The 17103-nt window shown below is 63.9% G+C and carries 18 protein-coding genes; 14 read left to right on the top strand and 4 right to left on the bottom strand.

Going from position 1 to position 17103, the window contains the following annotated elements; translation table 11 throughout:
• Window positions 1–98: 98 nt before the first annotated feature.
• On the bottom strand, window positions 99–1133 hold the full coding sequence (locus tag CH283_RS27800; RefSeq protein WP_094640031.1) for a formamidase: 1035 nt from the start codon (window positions 1131–1133) through the stop codon (window positions 99–101).
• 112 nt (window positions 1134–1245) lie between these two features.
• On the opposite strand from CH283_RS27800, the gene CH283_RS27805 reads away from it, so the two are divergent.
• From CH283_RS27805 to CH283_RS27855, 11 genes are all read left to right on the top strand, one after another.
• Window positions 1246–2298, top strand: coding sequence for a LacI family DNA-binding transcriptional regulator (locus CH283_RS27805; RefSeq protein WP_094639850.1), 1053 nt, complete (start codon window positions 1246–1248; stop codon window positions 2296–2298).
• Between the two features lie 186 nt (window positions 2299–2484).
• Complete coding sequence (locus CH283_RS27810) at window positions 2485–4236, top strand: pyruvate dehydrogenase (protein WP_094639849.1); 1752 nt, start codon at window positions 2485–2487, stop codon at window positions 4234–4236.
• 247 nt (window positions 4237–4483) lie between these two features.
• The gene (locus tag CH283_RS27815) at window positions 4484–5479 is read left to right on the top strand and encodes a tripartite tricarboxylate transporter substrate binding protein (protein WP_255183385.1); all 996 of its coding nucleotides are present in this window, start codon (window positions 4484–4486) and stop codon (window positions 5477–5479) included.
• The gene (locus CH283_RS27820; protein WP_094639847.1) at window positions 5476–5985 is read left to right on the top strand and encodes a tripartite tricarboxylate transporter TctB family protein; all 510 of its coding nucleotides are present in this window, start codon (window positions 5476–5478) and stop codon (window positions 5983–5985) included. Before CH283_RS27815 ends, CH283_RS27820 begins: the two co-directional genes overlap by 4 nt.
• On the top strand, window positions 5982–7487 hold the full coding sequence (locus CH283_RS27825; protein ID WP_094639846.1) for a tripartite tricarboxylate transporter permease: 1506 nt from the start codon (window positions 5982–5984) through the stop codon (window positions 7485–7487). The genes CH283_RS27820 and CH283_RS27825 overlap by 4 nt, the downstream gene beginning before the upstream one ends.
• Window positions 7480–8400, top strand: a complete 921-nt coding sequence (locus CH283_RS27830) for a sugar kinase (RefSeq protein WP_094639845.1) — start codon at window positions 7480–7482, stop codon at window positions 8398–8400. Before CH283_RS27825 ends, CH283_RS27830 begins: the two co-directional genes overlap by 8 nt.
• Window positions 8401–8424: 24 nt before the next feature.
• On the top strand, window positions 8425–9180 hold the full coding sequence (locus CH283_RS27835) for an IclR family transcriptional regulator (protein ID WP_094639844.1): 756 nt from the start codon (window positions 8425–8427) through the stop codon (window positions 9178–9180).
• Window positions 9156–9788 carry a bifunctional 4-hydroxy-2-oxoglutarate aldolase/2-dehydro-3-deoxy-phosphogluconate aldolase gene (locus tag CH283_RS27840; RefSeq protein ID WP_094639843.1) on the top strand — a complete coding sequence of 211 codons (633 nt, stop codon included), beginning with the start codon at window positions 9156–9158 and terminating at the stop codon, window positions 9786–9788. The genes CH283_RS27835 and CH283_RS27840 overlap by 25 nt, the downstream gene beginning before the upstream one ends.
• Before the next feature lie 10 nt (window positions 9789–9798).
• The gene (gene mgrA / locus CH283_RS27845; protein WP_094639842.1) at window positions 9799–10851 is read left to right on the top strand and encodes an L-glyceraldehyde 3-phosphate reductase; all 1053 of its coding nucleotides are present in this window, start codon (window positions 9799–9801) and stop codon (window positions 10849–10851) included.
• Entirely contained in the window at window positions 10848–11324 is a 477-nt protein-coding gene (locus tag CH283_RS27850) for a heme-degrading domain-containing protein (protein WP_255183386.1), read from the top strand. The genes mgrA and CH283_RS27850 overlap by 4 nt, the downstream gene beginning before the upstream one ends.
• Window positions 11325–11399: 75 nt before the next feature.
• On the top strand, window positions 11400–12104 hold the full coding sequence (locus tag CH283_RS27855; RefSeq protein ID WP_094639840.1) for a TerD family protein: 705 nt from the start codon (window positions 11400–11402) through the stop codon (window positions 12102–12104).
• On the opposite strand, the gene CH283_RS27860 is transcribed toward CH283_RS27855, so the two are convergent.
• Window positions 12105–13172, bottom strand: coding sequence for a DNA polymerase IV (locus CH283_RS27860; RefSeq protein ID WP_094639839.1), 1068 nt, complete (start codon window positions 13170–13172; stop codon window positions 12105–12107).
• 34 nt (window positions 13173–13206) lie between these two features.
• On the opposite strand from CH283_RS27860, the gene CH283_RS27865 reads away from it, so the two are divergent.
• Entirely contained in the window at window positions 13207–13635 is a 429-nt protein-coding gene (locus CH283_RS27865) for a DoxX family protein (protein WP_217901147.1), read from the top strand.
• Here CH283_RS27865 and CH283_RS27870 read toward each other — a convergent pair.
• On the bottom strand, window positions 13629–14621 hold the full coding sequence (locus tag CH283_RS27870; RefSeq protein WP_094639838.1) for an isopenicillin N synthase family dioxygenase: 993 nt from the start codon (window positions 14619–14621) through the stop codon (window positions 13629–13631). The two genes, CH283_RS27865 and CH283_RS27870, sit on opposite strands and share 7 nt — an antisense overlap.
• Before the next feature lie 87 nt (window positions 14622–14708).
• Here CH283_RS27870 and CH283_RS27875 point away from each other — a divergent pair, with 87 nt between their 5' ends.
• Together CH283_RS27875 and CH283_RS27880 are read left to right on the top strand one after the other, a co-directional pair.
• The gene (locus CH283_RS27875; protein ID WP_094640029.1) at window positions 14709–15377 is read left to right on the top strand and encodes an SIMPL domain-containing protein; all 669 of its coding nucleotides are present in this window, start codon (window positions 14709–14711) and stop codon (window positions 15375–15377) included.
• Window positions 15378–15400: 23 nt separating this feature from the next.
• Entirely contained in the window at window positions 15401–16150 is a 750-nt protein-coding gene (locus CH283_RS27880; protein ID WP_255183387.1) for a YqjF family protein, read from the top strand.
• Here CH283_RS27880 and CH283_RS27885 read toward each other — a convergent pair.
• Entirely contained in the window at window positions 16129–16746 is a 618-nt protein-coding gene (locus tag CH283_RS27885) for a DUF6188 family protein (RefSeq protein WP_176460546.1), read from the bottom strand. The genes CH283_RS27880 and CH283_RS27885 overlap by 22 nt on opposite strands.
• Between the last annotated feature and the right edge of the window lie 357 nt (window positions 16747–17103).

The following is a 17103-nucleotide window of genomic DNA, read 5'->3' on the forward strand; positions in this document are numbered from 1 at the left end:
CGATAGAGGGGTTTCGAGCTCGATGTCGAGCTTTGAACGACAAATCCGGAACCAATTAATGGCACCGTTACACGGGCACCGGCCGCGTAACCTCCGCCTTACTCGCCGCGCAGACCGGCCCGCGCCGAATCGGTCGCACTGTCGGGTCTACGCGGGGGCCCGTACCCCTCCGACGTCCCGTCGACGATGCGCACCTCGTCCTCCCACGGCAGTCGATAGGTTCCGTCGGCCAGGTCGCGAACGTAGGTGTACGGGCAGTCCTGCGCGCCACCGGCCAGGGCAGTGAACCCGCGATGTCCCAGTTGGTAGATGTTGTTCTCGACTCCCCATTCTCGACGTGCCGCATCGGCCCTGGCCGGTTCGATCGACACGGTCACCACTCGATCGGGTGTCGAATCGCCGCGCTCGACGATGGTTCCTTCGTAGTCGCACACCATCGCCTCGCCCATCGACGGGATGCCGTTGCCGTCCTCCCCCGCCAGACACACCGATGCCGTGTACGCCAAGTTATGAAAGGCATTGGCCTCGTTGGTGATACGCCAGGACTGCCGCAGCGGAAACTTGTACCCCGCCGTGCGCAGCAGCACGTTCGCACCGCGGTAGCTCGCCTCCCTGGCGACTTCGGGGAACATCCCGTCATGACAGATCAACAACGACAGAACCGAGCCCTTGGGCCCCGGGCAGACCGGCAGACCCATATCGCCTGGCTCCCAGGGCTCCTTGGGCGTCCAGGGATGGAGTTTGCGGACGTACAGGGCTATGTCGCCTCGGTCGTCGACGATGATTCCGGAGTTGAACGGCGCTCCGCCGGGGTTGCGTTCCATGATGCTGAAACACCCCCACACTGCCGACTCACGGCACGCGTCGCGCAATCGCTCCACCTGCGGACCGTCCATATCGCACATCACCTCGTCGGATGCCCACGAGGACTTGCGTAAGCCGTGCAGCGAATACTCCGGGAACACCACGAGATCCAGGGCCGAGAAGCCGGCCTTCGCCTCACGCAACTGACTGCACACGCGATCGGTCGTCGCATCCACGTCGGCCATGCTGGTGATCAGCGGAACCTGCTGTTGAACCAGGCCGAGCGTGAGCGACGTCGGCGATGGATTGAGACCACCCAAACCTGTCATCGAATGTCCGTTCCTCGAGAGCAACTTGTTGCGCAAACGATTGCGCACGGTGCTAGCTTAGGGGTCATCAGGGGTCGGGGCAGCGCCGACGGAGGATCGAGGGGAACCGCCAGTGGACAGCACTACGTCGGGAAGCGTCACGCTCAAAACGGTCGCAGCTGCTGCGGGAGTACATGTCTCGACCGTTTCCCGAGCTCTCCGACGCGTCGCGCTCGACCCGGCCGGTGCCAGCGCAGGAGATCTGCGATTGTTCGAGCTGGCCCGCGAGATGGAGTACGTCCCCAACCCCAATGCGGCGAGCTTGACCACCAAGAAGTCCACCGCGTTCGGAGTACTCGTCCCGCGATTGACCGACGTGGTGCTCTCGGCGATGTACGACGCCATCGAAGAGACAGCGAACCGTGCCGGGTACGAGACCTTCGTCGCCAACACCCACGACGATCCGATTCAGCAACGTCGACGCATCGACCTGTTGCTCGGCCGCAACGTCGACGGCCTCATCTTCGGTGACGCTCGCCTCGACAGCGAGAACCTCGAGGACCTCCACCGCCGAGGAATCAAGTTCGTGCTCATCAGCCGTAGATACCCGGGGATGACCTCGGTGACGTGCGACGACCATCGGGGCGGCTACCTTGCCGGCGAGCACTTGGCCAGGCTCGGCCACACCCGAGTGGGGATCGTGTCCGGCCCGGCGTGGGCCAGCACCGGAATCGACCGATCGGAGGGCTGCCGAGCTGCCCTCCGCGATGCAGGCATCGACGTTCCCGACGAGTACGTACGGGAAGAGGGCTTCGATCCCGAGGCCGGACGACGCGGGGCCACAGCACTTCTGGCGTTACCGACACCTCCGACCGCGATCTTCGCGACCAACGATTTCAGTGCCATCGGAGTCCTCGGAGTCCTGCGCGAAGCGCAGTTGCAGCCGGGACGCGACATTGCGGTCGTCGGCTACAACGACATCTCGATCTGCAGCGAACTGACGGTGCCCTTGACGACAATTCACAGTCCCCACCGCGAAATCGGCACACGCGCAGCCGAAATGCTGTTGGCCGTCACCCACGGGCTGCCGGTGTCCTCGGTGGCACTCACACCGACGCTGGTCGTCCGCGACTCCACGGTCCCGGGGCGAACTGCACCGACACAGTTCTCGCCGGTCCGCGGGTAACCGCAGTCATCGGTGGGCGTAGTGCGACGTGACGGAGATCGCCACGGGGCTTGACCAGCGCTTTCCTCTTGACGGCCCCCACCGACGTGCACTTCCATGTTTGGCAGACCCTCGGTCCAGGGAAGGCGTCGAGAAGGCGTAGCCGAGGCACATCGGTGCGTCACCGAATTTTGAGGAGACAGTGACATGCCCACCACAGTGGCCGATCAACTCGTTCGAGGACTCGTCGACGCCGGCGTTCAGCGCATCTACGGCATCGTCGGCGACAGTCTCAATCCGGTGGTCGACGCGGTGCGCCGTACCGGCGGATCGGCCAAGGGCGGCATCGACTGGATTCATGTCCGACACGAGGAGGCCGCAGCGTTCGCTGCTTCGGCCGACGCGCAGACCACCGGCACGTTGGCCGTCTGCGCGGGTTCGTGCGGGCCCGGGAACCTCCATCTGATCAACGGCCTGTACGACGCACACCGTTCCGGCGCACCGGTTCTGGCGATCGCGTCGCATATTCCCAGCAGCGAGATCGGCTCGGGCTATTTCCAGGAAACGCACCCCGACCGCCTGTTCGGTGAATGCTCGCTCTACAACGAATTCGTCTCCACTGCCGACCAGGCTCCCCGGGTGTTCCGCGCGGCGATCAACGCCTCCATCACCGGCGGCGGGGTGTCGGTCGTGACACTCCCCGGCGATATCGCCGAGCTGTCGGCGTCCGGCACGATGGATCCCATTGCCGTTCCGTCCACACCGGTCGTCACACCTCCTGCGGCGGACATCCAGAAGCTCGCCGACGCCATCAACAACGCCGAGAAGGTTGCCATCTTCGCCGGCTACGGCGTCAAGGGTGCCCACGACGAAGTGGTCGCGTTCGCCGACACGATCGGCGCTCCCGTCGGACATTCGTTGCGTGGCAAGGAGTTCATCCAGTACGACAACCCGTACGACGTCGGAATGACGGGCTTGCTCGGGTACGGCGCAGCCCATGCAGGCATCCACGACGCAGATCTGCTCATCCTGCTCGGCACCGATTTTCCGTACCAGCAGTTCCTGCCGGAGGACGTCACCACCGCACAGATCGATATCGATCCGACGAAGCTCGGACGCCGAACCTCGGTGCAGTACCCGATTCACGGTGATGTTCTCGCGACGTTGAATGCGTTGCAGCCGTTGGTCACTCGCAAGACCGACCGCCGGTACGTGGAGAAGTGGGTGGACAAGCACAACGACCTCATGGGCAAGACGATCGGCGCATACACCCGCAACGCCGAGAAGCTCGTTCCCATCCACCCCGAATACGCCGCGTCGGTGCTCGACGACCTTGCCGCCGACGACGCGGTGTTCACCACGGACACCGGCATGTGCAACGTGTGGACCGCGCGCTACATCAACCCGACCGGCAGAAGGGCTTTCGTCGCGTCGATGCTGCACGGTTCGATGGCCAATGCCTTGCCGCACGCCATCGGCGCGCAGTTCGCCAACCCGGGCCGCCAGGTCGTCTCGATCTCCGGCGACGGCGGGTTCTCGATGCTGCTTTCCGAGCTCCTGACCGTGGCGATGTACAAGCTGCCGGTCAAGATCGTGCTGTTCGACAATTCCACGCTCGGCATGGTCAAGGCCGAGATGCTCGTCGACGGTCTGCCCGACTTCGGCGTCGACGTGCCGCCGGTCGACTACACCGGCATCGCTGCCGCAGCGGGCATTCACGCACAACGCGTCGAACAGCCCGGTGACATTCGCAGTGCACTCGAAACCGCTTTTGCGGTCGACGGTCCGGCACTGGTCCAGCTGATCACCGACCCGATGGCGCTGTCGGTGCCGCCGACCATCACCGGGGAGCAGATCAAGGGATTCGCGCTCGCGATGAGCAAGGTCGTGCTCAACGGTGGCGTCGGCGAGGCAGTCCGGATGGCCAAGTCGAATCTGCGCAACGTGCCACGGCCGTAGATCGAATCGGCGCCCGAGACATCGGCGCGATGGGTGGCCCTTCGAGGTCTCACCCGTCGCGCCGATTTTTCTGTCGGTGGTTCGATCGGCTCGACCTCGACAGCGCAGCGCGCTCCATCACAGTAAAGAAAGTCTATGCCGGGGGTCACACATGAGTTACTCTGTGTGCACAGCCAGCAACGCTGTTGCATACAGCGCAACAGAAGCTTCGCCATCCACCAGATGCACCTCACCCCCGGAGGACCCCGTGCCCACATTCACGTTCCGCTCCCGCACCGTCAGGGTCGCCGTCGGCAGCAGTGCCGCGGCAGTACTACTCATCGGCGGAGTCGCCGGCTGCGCCGACCGCTCATCGGGAGGTGGCGACGGCGAAACGTATCCGAGCGGCAACATCACCCTGCTGACGCCGACGTCCGCAGGTGGCGCAACAGACCTCACCGCACGCACGCTGGGCAAGCAGATGGAAGCCGACCTGGGCGTCAGTGTCATCGTCGAAAATCGGCCTGGCGGAGCGGGTTCCATCGGCATGCAGTATCTCGCCGACCAGGACGCCGACGGTTACACGATCGGCGTTCTTCCAGTCGAGGTGAGCTTGCTCGGCCATCAGGGTTATTCCATCGACCCGGCGGCCTACGACTTTCTCGGCCAGGTCAATTCCCAACCCGGCACCATCGCAGTGCCCGCGAGCAGCCCCTATCAGACCCTCGATGATCTGATAGCCGCAGCCGGCGCAGACCCCGGTTCCATCACCGTGTCCAATGCCGGACCTGGGTCCATCTGGGAGGCAGGGGCTGTCGAGCTCGGCCGCGTAGCCGGTGTCGAGTTCACCGGAGTCCCGTTCGACGGTGGCGCACCCGCGGTGACCGCTGCAATCGGATCTCAGGTGGATGCAGTGGTCGCAGGCATCGGCGAAACTGCACCGGCGCATTCCGACGGACGCCTGCGTGTACTCGCCGTGTTCACCGAGGACCAGGCACCCGCACTTCCCGGGGTCCCCACCGCCACCGAACTCGGGCTCGATGTGGTGATCGGCAGCTGGGCCGTCATCGCGGCGCCGACCGGCCTGCCCGAGGATGTTGCCACGAAGCTGGAGCAGTCCATCGAGACGGCCTCGGCCACAGACGAATACATCGATCTGATCGAATCCGGCGGCAATCTGCCGCTCTACCGTCCGGCCGGCGAGACCACCTCGTTCGTGGGATCCGAATCCGATCGCTTCGCGGAGTTGGCGGCCCAGGAATGACCACCCGAGACCTACCCACCGTCGATCAGATGGTGGAAGACGCAGGTGCGGATACCCCGCGCTCCCCCAACCGGCGATCGTACGAGGTGGCTGTCGCCGTCTCGGTCATCGCCCTGGGCGTACTCGTCTACGTCATGACCAGCCGCATCGACGTCGCCCGCGAAGGGCAACAGTTCGGACCGCGCTGGTGGCCCACAGCCCTTGCCGTCGCGATGATCGTCATCGGACTCGGTTTGGCGCTGCAGTCCCTTCTCAGCCGTATCACTTCGGACGAACCGCCCATCACTGCATCCGGCGGGTTCGTGCTGGCAGCGACGCTCGCGACCATCGTCGTCTACGGATCTGCCTGGCAGTACCTGGACTTCCGGCTCGTCACCGTCTTCTTACTGGCAGCCATCACAGCGATCTCGGGCGGTCGCGGCGTCAAAGCTCTCGCCGTGTTCCCGATCGTCACCACCGCAATTCTGTGGCTGATCTTCGGCTTGTTGTTGCAGGTTCCACTGTGAGCGCGGTCGCGGAAGGCCTGGGCGCACTACTCGATCCGAGCATTGGTCTGTGCCTGCTGGTCGGTGTCCTCCTCGGCACCCTCGTCGGTGCAGTTCCCGGTATCACCGCCGCTATGGCCGTCGCTCTCGCCGCCGGCTTCACCCTCACACTCGAACCGCTGCAGGGCCTTTCGGTTCTACTGTCCATCTACGTCGCGGCGCAGTTCGGCGACCGCGTCCCGGCGATCCTGATCAACACCCCCGGCACCCCGGCCTCCATCGCGACGACGTTCGACGGATTTCCGATGGCCAAACAAGGCCGCGCCGGAGTTGCTCTGACCAGCTCGGCGTTGGTTTCGGCCGTCGGCTCGGTCGTGGGCATCTGTATTCTGATCTTCGCCGCACAACCCATCGCCAGTATCGCGCTGGAGTTCGGCCCGGCGGAGATGTTCGCACTCGTCGTCTTCGGAATGACGATGATGATCGGTGTATCCGGCGGACGCGTAGTCAAAGGATTGTTCGCCGGTGTACTCGGACTCCTGTTCGGGGCCATCGGCCGTGACCCGATCACTGGCGACGGACGTTTCACGTTCGGGATGAACGAACTGAGCTCCGGCATTCCGTTCATCGCCGCGATCGTCGGACTGTTCGGCATCGCAGAGGTGTTCAACCAGATGATCACTCGGCACCCCAACATGATCCCGACGCCCATCACACAACTCGGCAAGTGGTGGCCGGACAAGGCCGAGCGACGTGAATTGATCAAACCGGCCATGATCGGCTCCGGCGTCGGCGCAGTAGTCGGTGTGGTTCCCGCAGCAGGCGGCGACATCGCCGGAATCGTCTCCTGGGACCAAGCGCGGCGTGCATCGAAGACACCGGAGAAGTTCGGCAAGGGCTCAATCGAGGGACTCGCCGCGGCGGATACCGCAAGTACCGCGACCATGGGCGGATCGGTGACAACCACTCTGGCACTCGGTGTTCCGGGAGATGCCGTCATGGCGGTCATGATCGGATCGATGGTGATCTGGGGCCTGCAACCCGGCCCGGCGCTGTTCGTCAACTCACCCGATCTCGTCTACAGCCTCGCTGCGATCATGCTGCTCGCCACCTTCGCCGCCCTCGCATTGGCACTGGTCCGCATGCGCGGTGTCATCAAGCTGCTGGATCTCCCCCAGCAGTACCTGTGGGCCGTGATCATCACGTTCTGCATGGTCGGCACCTATGCCGTACAGAACAGTGCATTCGACGTCGGACTAATGCTCGTGTTCGGCCTCCTCGGTCTGGTGTTGCGACGCAACGGTTTTCCGGCAGGGCCGCTGGTACTCGGGCTCATTCTGGGTCCTCTGGCCGAAAGCAACATTCGCCGTGCATTCCTGATCGACGGTGCCGCCAGCATCTACACGAGCGCGATCGCGGTCGGTCTGCTGGTGCTCAGTGTGCTTGCCGTCGTCGGCCCCCACATTCGGACCGTCTTCACGAAGACCCGCCGCCGCGAGGCCATGGAGGACATCGATGCCTGAGGTCATCTGCATCGGTGAGACCATGACACTGGTCGCACCCGTCGACGCGACACCTCTTGCGTCCGCAGACCTGTTCACGCTGCACATGGGCGGTGCGGAATCGACTGTCGCCCTGTATCTCGCCGAACTGGGCCACGACGTCGCCTGGGCCAGCCGCGTCGGCAACGACCCGCTCGGCCGCCGTATCGTCGACGACATCGCCGCGCACGGCGTCGACACCTCCCTCGTGCGTTTCGCGGACGAAGCTCCCACCGGGGTGTACTTCAAGGACCCGAAAGGCACAGCGACAACGGTCCATTACTACCGGCGAGGGTCTGCGGCCTCACACATGTCTCCCGCAACCCTGGACGGCCTACCGCTGCGAGAGGCACCTCTGGTGCACGTCTCCGGCATCAACGCCGGGCTGTCCGATTCGTGTCTGGAGATGATGCGCGCATTGTTCGACCTGTGTGTCGGCTCGACTACACGCATCTCCTTCGACGTCAACTACCGTCCGGGAGTCTGGAGCACAGCGGAGGCCGGTCCGATCCTGCTCGAACTCGCACGACGCGCCGACGTGGTGTTCGTCGGCCGAGACGAGTCGGCCGAGCTGTGGGGCACCACCGACGCAAGATCCATCGGCACATTGATGGATGCCGGGCCGCATCGAGTGGAGACACTCGTGGTCAAGGACAGCGACGTCGGTGCCACCGAGATCACATCGGCGGGTGCGACATTCGTGCCGGCACACCGAGTGGACGTTGTCGAAGTGGTGGGAGCGGGGGATGCGTTCGCGGCGGGGTACCTGTCGGGCCTGCTGACTGGTAAGGAGGCTCGCGAACGATTGTCTCTGGGACACGACCTTGCCGCACGAGCGTTGTCCAGTACCAACGACTACGTTCCAGCTATCACCGGGGTCCGCACTCATGGGTGAACCCGTACGAACAGGAGTCAGCAGATGTCGCAGAGCGTGGAACGTGCAGTCGAGATACTCGAATACGTCGCCGTGCGGCCGCGCACGCAGAGCGAGGTCGCAGCTCACCTCGACGTACACCGATCGACAGCCCTGCGAGTACTGCAGACGCTCACCGACTACGGACTCACTCGCAGACGAGAGGACGGCAAGTACAGCGTCGGATACCGGCTCGCCGGGCTGGCGAATGCCGCCCGCGAACAGTTCGATTTCGCCAACGTAGCGCGCCCCTACCTCGTCGGGCTCGGCGAGCAGTGCTCGCACACAATCCATCTCGCCGCGTTGGAGGCGAATCGGATCATCTACATGGACAAGATCGAACAGCCCGGCATGATCAAATTGTTCTCGCAGATCGGCGCATCGGTATGTCTGCACACAGCAGGCGTCAGTAAAGCAATCCTGGCGTTCCAGGATGCCGAGACGGTCGATTCAGTAATGGCTGCAGCAGAATTCGAGAAACACACGTCCACCACGATCACCTCGCGGGCGCAATTCGACGACGAACTCGCGGTCGTCGCAGAGCGAGGCTGGTCCGTGGACGACGCCGAATACGAGGACTACGTCAACTGCGTCGCAATGCCGGTACGCGACGCCGCGAACCGCGTCGTCGCAGCAGTCTCGGTCACAGCCCTCAAGGGCCGTGCCGATCTCACCGCACTCGGTCTTCTGCTGCCCGATCTGAAGACAGTGACCGACAACATATCCAAGGAGCTCGGATGGAGACCACGGAATACGGAGTAGCTCAGGCGAACTCCTGGTTCGACGAAGCGTTCACGAACACTCCCGTCATGGCAATCCTGCGGGGTTTCTCACCCGAACGAACCGTCGAACTCGCTCGTCGGGGCTGGGATGCCGGAATCACCTGCATCGAAGTACCGATCCAATCGGCGGCGGCACTCGACGCCCTCTCGGCAGTGGCGGACGCAGCCAGAGAGCGCGGACTCACCGTGGGAGCGGGCACCGTGGTCACTACGGACCATGTTGTTCGAGCACTTGATTCAGGTGCTGCCTTCACTGTTGCACCCGGATTCGATCCACTCGTCGCGCAGGCAAGCATCGCCGCAGGCATGCCACACCTACCGGGTGTTGCAACCGGTACCGACGTGCAACTCGCCGCCGCTTTCGGCCTCAGCTGGGTCAAGGCCTTCCCCGCCTCGGTGCTCGGCCCCGGATGGTTCACGGCGATGAGTGGGCCGTTCCCACAGTTGAAGTTCGTAGCCACCGGGGGCATGAATGCACGGAATGCCCCCGATTACCTCTCAGCCGGAGCCAGCGTGATAGCCGTTGGTTCGGCCCTCGAAGACGAGGTCCAAATCGACCTTCTTTCCAACCTTCTCGCAGTTCGATAGGAGATCAACCATGCCCTCGCTACTCGACGACGCCTACACCCCGAAGTCCTCGCGTTACGAATCCATGCACTACCGTGCCGTGGGAGCATCCGGGCTAGTGTTGCCTGCGGTCTCACTCGGCATGTGGCACAACTTCGGCGACGACACGCCTCTGCAACGTCAGCGTGAGATCATCAGAGCTGCATTCGATCTCGGGATCACTCACTTCGACCTCGCCAACGGCTACGGTCCGCCGCTGGGGTCAGCGGAGAAGAATGTCGGGCGCATCTTGCACGAGGATTTCTCCAATCTCAGGGATGAGATCGTGGTGTCCACCAAGGCCGGTTACGACTTCTTTCCGGGTCCGTACGGCCGCGGCGGCGGAGCCAAGTATCTCCTCGGCAGCCTCGACCATTCGTTGCGCAGCCTCCGGCTCGACTACGTGGACATCTTCTACAGTCATCGTTTCGACCCGAATACCCCGCTGGAGGAAACAGCGCGCGCACTCGACGCCGCTGTGCGCTCGGGTAGGGCTCGCTACGTCGGCATTTCATCGTATTCGGCAGCGCGAACCGTCGAGATGGCCTCGTTGTTGCGTGATCTCGGGACCCCACTGGCCATCCACCAACCGTCGTATTCACTCCTGAACCGCTGGGTCGAGGACGGCGAGCCGTCGTTGCTCGAAGTTCTCGACGCCCAGGGAATCGGCTGTATTGCCTTCTCAGCGCTGGCACAGGGGCTGCTGACGACCAAGTACCTCGACGGCATTCCCGACGGATCACGCGCCACACAAGGCAAGACGATGCGCGAGGGAATGCTATCGCAGGAAAACCTGGACAACGTGACTGCGCTGAACAAGATCGCCGAAAGGCGCGGTCAGCCGCTCGCCCAGATGGCGCTGGCGTGGGTACTTCGTCGTTCGCAGATCTCGTCTGTACTGATCGGTGTGTCACGCCCAGACCAACTCGCCGACAGCGTTCTTGCACTGCAGAGTCCGGAGTTCTCCGACAGTGACCTCGCCGAGATCGACGAGTACGCAGTCGACGGAGGCCTCAATATCTGGCTGGCATCGAGCACCGCGTGAACACCGCCGACGCCGTGCTGCCGGACGAACTACAGGTGCACTTCTCCTCCTTCGATTACGACGACGCCTGGACCCTGGGCTGCCAGTTGCGCAGTGCTGCAGTCGAACGCGGGCTCCCGATCGTCATCGGGGTGGTGCACGGCCAACAGCGCGCATTTCACACCGCGCTCCCCGGGTCATATCCGGAGAACGATCATTGGCTCAACCGCAAGATCGCCACCGCGCAGCGCTATGGCCGCAGTTCATTGGACGTGCTCGAACTCTTCACTTCGACCGGCCGCGATTTCGACACGGACTCGCGACTTCCCCACAACGAATTCGCAGCTGCGGGCGGGGTTCTTCCCATCGTTGTCCAGAGGGTGGGCATAGTCGGATTCGTCGGTGTGTCCGGCCTACCTCATCGTGACGACCACACGTTCGTAGACGAACAAGTGGAGTTGTTCCGCCGGTCGCAAATCTCCGATCCGAGGTAGCGGCCGGGGCACGGGTGGTCGGTTTGTTAGGGTCAACTAGGCATTTCGGGCACACCGCGATCGAAAGGCACGACCATGGCCATCGACTACACCCGCAAGCCCTCGACCGGGCAGAACCCAGCGCAGCAACCCGGAGCTCCTGTCAGCCTGAGCAAAGTGACGCTGTCCAAGGCGTCACCGACGATCAGCCTCACCAAGTCCGGCGAGAAGCAGGGTTCGATGCGGGTCAACCTGAACTGGTCGACCGGCGCACCCGCGGCACAGCCGAAGAAGAAGGGCTTCCTGGCCAAGTTGGCCGCGGCGTCGTACGGCTCCGGCGGTGTCGATCTCGACCTCGGCTGCCTCTACGAACTGCGTGACGGTTCCAAGGGCGTCGTGCAGGCGCTCGGCAACAGCTTCGGTTCACTGCAGGATGCCCCGTTCATCGCGCTCGACGGTGACGATCGCTCCGGTTCGGTCAGCGGCGGCGAGAACATGCACATCAACCTTGCCCATCCCGAGAAGTTCGCTCGAATCCTGATCTTCGCGATGATCTACGACGGCGCACCGAACTGGGCCGCAGTGGACGGAGTGGTGACGCTCTACCCCACCAGCGGACCGCAGGTAGAGGTACGCCTCGACTCTGCCGAGAACTCCGCGCGAATCTGCTCGATCGCGTTGTTGGAGAACACCTCTGCGGGCATCACCGTCACCCGCGAGGTCGAGTACATCCAGGGCAGCCAGGCCGATCTCGACAAGAAGTACGGCTGGGGACTGCGCTGGGCAACGGGCCGCAAGTAGTCAGAGAGGTTGCGGCGGAATCATTTCCAGCCGGACGCCGATCAATCGAACCTCTCTCGTGTGGTCGAGGCGATCGACGAGCGCCACCGCAGCAGAGGTCAGAATCTCCGGATCGAAGGTCGGCGCGCCGACGATCGGTGCGCTGACGGTATGCGTCTCGAACGGCGCGTAGCGAATCTTCAGTGCAGCTCGAACTGCCGGCCGGTTCTCGGCCTCGATGTCGGCCAACACCTTCGACGTCAAACCGGCCACCTCGTCTCGGATGACCGCCCAATCGGCGACGTTCGTCTGGAACGTGACCTCACGACTGTGAGACCGTGCAACCCACGGCTCGGACGTCACCGGTGCGAGGTCGATGCCTCGTCCTTTCGTACCGAGCCACGGACCGATCTTCGGTCCGAACGCGGCGGCGAGGTCCACGTCCCCGGCATCGGCAAGTTCTCGGACTGTCGAGATGCCGAGGGCGGCCAGCCTCTTCGAGATCTTCTTGCCGATCCCCCACAGCGCATCGGTACTGCGATCGCCCATCACCTCGAACCAGTTGTCCTGTGTGAGCCGGTAGACGCCCTGCGGCTTGTCGAAGTCGGTGGCGATCTTGGCTCGTAACTTGTTGTCTCCGATGCCCACCGAGCAATGCAGCCCCGTCGCGTCGAAGACAGCGTCGTGCACTGTCTTCGCTACCCCCTCGGGGTCATCGGTCTCGACACCGAGAAAAGCCTCGTCCCAACCGATCACCTCGACGACGAATCCCAACGTCCGCAGAGTGTCCATCACCATCGCCGACGCCTCGTCGTACGCAGGCTTGTCCACGGGGAGGAAGACCGCGTCGGGAATCTTCTTCGCGGCGACGCGCAATGGCATTCCGGATCCGACGCCCTTCGCACGCGCCTCGTAGGAGGCGGTCGAGACCACCCCACGCTCGGTGGGATCTCCCCTGCCGCCGACCACCACTGCCTTGCCCGCCAGATCCGGATTGCGGAGCACTTCCACGGCAGCGATGAACTGATCGAGGTCGACGTGCAGTACCCATCGGCGACGCGCGATGTCGGTCGAAGCGCTCCCGGTCATGGTGTTCAGTGTGCCCGTGGTGTCTCATGACGCCATGACGAAATCGATTTCTCGCACCATCGGGCGGGTCGTGTTGGGGGCGTTCCTCGTCTTCGCCGGGCTCAGCCACCTCTTCTGGGCGCGCAGCACCTTCGCCGCTCAGGTGCCGACGTGGATGCCGATCAGTGTCGATTTCGTGGTGCTGGCATCGGGCGTCGTGGAGATCGTGCTCGGCCTGGCGCTGCTGTTCTGGACTGCTCGCGCGCCGCTCGTCGGTTGGGTTGTTGCCGCGTTCTTCGTCGCGGTGTTCCCCGGCAACATCTCGCAGTTCTTCAACCACACGAACGCCTTCGGCCTCGACTCCGACACGGCACGAGGAATCCGATTGCTGTTCCAACCATTACTGATCGTGTGGGCACTGTGGTGCACCGGGGCATGGGCGCAGTACCGACAGTCACGACATGGACGCAGCAGGCGTCAGTAGGTCGACCGTTGCTCTGCTGGGGCAATGCCGTGGTGCAACTGCGCCACGTCAGGGTGCGCTCGCGTTCGGGACTTCCACGCGTTTTCGCCGTAGGTGCGATAGATGGGGTTGTCGGGATCGTTCTCGACGCCTCGTGACTGCAGCGCCAACTCCGGTGGCAGTTCGATGACAGGTACGACGGCATCGAGGGCGGGGCTCAGGAAGTGGGGCACGGAGACTCGATCGGTGCCGGGCCCGGGCGCGACCACCCGATGCCGCGTCGCCCGTAGATAGCCGCCGGTCGCCACTTCCAACAGCTCACCGATGTTGACGATGAACGCCCCGTCCAGCGGCGGCACATCGATCCATGTGTCGGGCGTCGTCTCCACCTGCAGGCCGGTCGAGTCCGGCTCGACGAGCAGCAGCGTCAACACCCCGGAGTCCTTGTGCGCACCGACGCCCTGCGAATGATCGGAAGTACCCGGGTAACGCACGACCTTCATCAGTGTCGCGGGAGCGGTGGCGAAAGCGTCGTCGAATACGTTCTCGGGCGCTCCCAGGGAGTGTGCCCAATGCCGAAGCAGCCGGAGTCCAAGACCCGACAACGTCCGTTCCCACTGCTCGAACGTCTCTCTGAATCCTGCGGGCTGCGAAGGCCAGAGATTGGGGCCCTGAAGATTCCAGTAGCCCGCCGCACCCTCGATTGCCGGACGTTCGGGACCGATGTCGATCTGCTCCCGCCAATCCACCCGACCGTTGGTCAGCTCGCCACCCACCCGCGAGTAACCGCGGAAGTGCGGGCTCTTCAGCTGACTGATCTCGTCCTTGACATGGTCCGGCACGGCGAAGAACTCACGCGCTATGCGAAGCACATCGTGCATACGAGCGTTCTCGATCCCGTGTCCGACGAGATAGAAGAAGCCGGACCCGTGAGCCGCTTCACGCAGCGACAGCTCGAACGAGCGGGGGTCGTCATCGGCCAGACCGAGATCCAGAACGGGAAGCATGCTCGCAATTGTCCTCCCCACCTGACGCGTCGGCCAGCACTGTTGAGGTTCGGTGAATATCGGCGCGTGGATGCCAGACTGGACGCCATGAGCCCTGAAGCACTCGACATCACCGTCGTCGGTCACGGCGCAGCGACCTACCCACCCGAGCAGTGCACACTCTCGCTCACCGTTCGCACCGACGGCCGCACGGCGGAGTCCGCGTCCGAACCCGCTCAGCAACTCGTCCGGGAGCTCACCAGACTGGTCGAGCCGCTCTACAACAGCGACGGCGGACCGATCGATCGTTGGTCGGTGGACCAGGTGCGCCACTCGCGCCACCGCCCGTTCAACAACGACGGAGAACAACTCCCTTACGTCTACCAAGCCGAGGCGTCGGTGGAGGTGCAGTTCAGCCAACTCGATCTGGTGGACGCGTTCGTCTACGCAGCCTCTGCACTGGAGGGAGTGTCGATCGACCACTTCGACTGGGACCTCACCGAATCCAGCAGAACCGCTCGTACGCTCGCGGTCCGAGAACTCGCTGTGCGCGACGCCGTCTCCAAGGCCGAGGCCTATGCATCGAGCCTGGGCCGTTCGGGCGTGCACGCTGTGGCGATAGCCGACCCGGGCCTGCTTCCTGGGACCACCGAACATGGTGGAGCCGAGCCCTCCGCTCGCATGTTCGCCGCGCAGTCGACCCCTGCCGGATTTGCACTGAAACCCGAGAACATCACGATCTCCGCGAGCGTGCACGCCCGGTTCACGGCCTCCTGACGCGTCGCGCCTAGGCTCGAATCATGAATCGAGACGATGCCCGACGCCTCTGGCCGCGGCCGCCGCTGCTGCCTCGTCCGATCCTGATGGATCAGCGCTGGGAACGGCTCGTCTTTCTGCATTGGCGAGTTCCGAGTTCGGCCGTCGCCCCGCTGTTGCCTCGCGGATGCACGCCCGACGAATTCGACGGCTCGTCGTGGGTCGGGCTGATCGGCTTCCACATGGTCGGTGCCGGCCTCGGTTACCGTCACCCCGTTCCGTACTTCGGCACGTTCGGTGAGATAAACGTGCGCCTGTACTCGATCGACGCGGAAGGTCGACGCGGCGTCGTGTTCCGATCTCTCGAGGCGTCCAGACTCGCAGTCGTGTTGGGCACCAATGCCGCTCGCATTCCGTATCGCTGGTCGTCGATCGACATAGACGACGACACGACGACAATCAGCTATCGAAGTCGGCGGCTCGCTCCCCCGCATCGCGGTGCCACGACCGACTTCGGAATCGTCCGAGGAACTCGCGATATGTCCGAGGACGCGCTCGCGGTCTTCCTCACCGCGAGGTGGGGCTTGCACACATCGTTGGCCGGGCGATTGCTCTACGTGCCGAACGTGCACCGACACTGGCAGCTGGTCGATGCTGAACTCACCCACTGCTCCGACGAGCTCGTCGCTGCGGCAGGCCTACCCGATGTCAGTACTCGGCCACCCGACTCGGTGCTGTACTCCCCCGGTGTAGAAACTCAGTTCGGCAAGCCCTACACCGTGCGCGGCCGGTAGAAGATCACGTGACCCGAGGATAGTTCGACGACCCAATCTCCCTCTGTGACAGCACCGTCCGAGTGGGAGCTCGACGTCACACTCTCCCGCAGTACGAGATAGCCGGCGTCGAGGGCGAGGTCGAACAACAGCTTCGTGCCGTCGGAGAATTCGACGGCAGGATCGTCGCCGGTCGAGAGTCGGACCACAGTGGCACCGATCGAAGGAAGCCTTTCGACGGTCGGGGTCTCCGCCTTCGGGTGCTCGGGTGCGGGCCACGATTCGACGGCCCCTCCCGGTCCACACAACACGGTCGAACCATCTGTCGCGCTGTACTCCCAGGATTCGACTTCGTCTCGCGGGGCGGCCACCACCCTTTGCCTGCCCTCGAACGTCAGACGGAGAACACCGGCTTCGTCGTAGTCTGCGTCCTCGCAGACAAGACCGTGCAGTGCTGCGAAGGCTCGTAGACCCTCGAACTGATTGTCTTCATCGACAGTGAGGCCATCGATCACTACCTCACTGAAAGCAATGCTGGCACCGTTGTCGAACTCGATACTCAGATCGAAATCGAGCAGAACTCTGCTGATACGGCGCTGTTCGACGGGGAGTTTCATCGACATCGACTGTGCCACAGAATCTCGTCGACACCCACGAAGCCTCGCCGGGGAGAGGATGTTCGACCTGGCGGCGAGCGAATGCGCGCGCGTTCGTCGGGTGCGCGGGAAATGGTGACCGGTCGGGGCGCGAATCCGCGCGCGGATAGCGAACGCGCGCGCGTCTGCGCCGGGGCAAACGCTCCGGAGCAGTTCGGGGCAGCGGTGTGCGCGCCTGGGTCCAGGGCCCGGCCGCCGCGAATGCGCGCCCGTTCGTCGGGTGCGCGGGAAATGGTGACTGGTCGGGGCGCGATTGTGCGCGCGGATAGCGAACGCGCTCGCGTCTGCGCTCGTGAGAGCGCGATTGTGCGCGCGGAT

Source organism: Rhodococcus sp. 05-2254-2 (assembly GCF_002259095.1).
Taxonomy (GTDB): domain Bacteria; phylum Actinomycetota; class Actinomycetes; order Mycobacteriales; family Mycobacteriaceae; genus Rhodococcoides.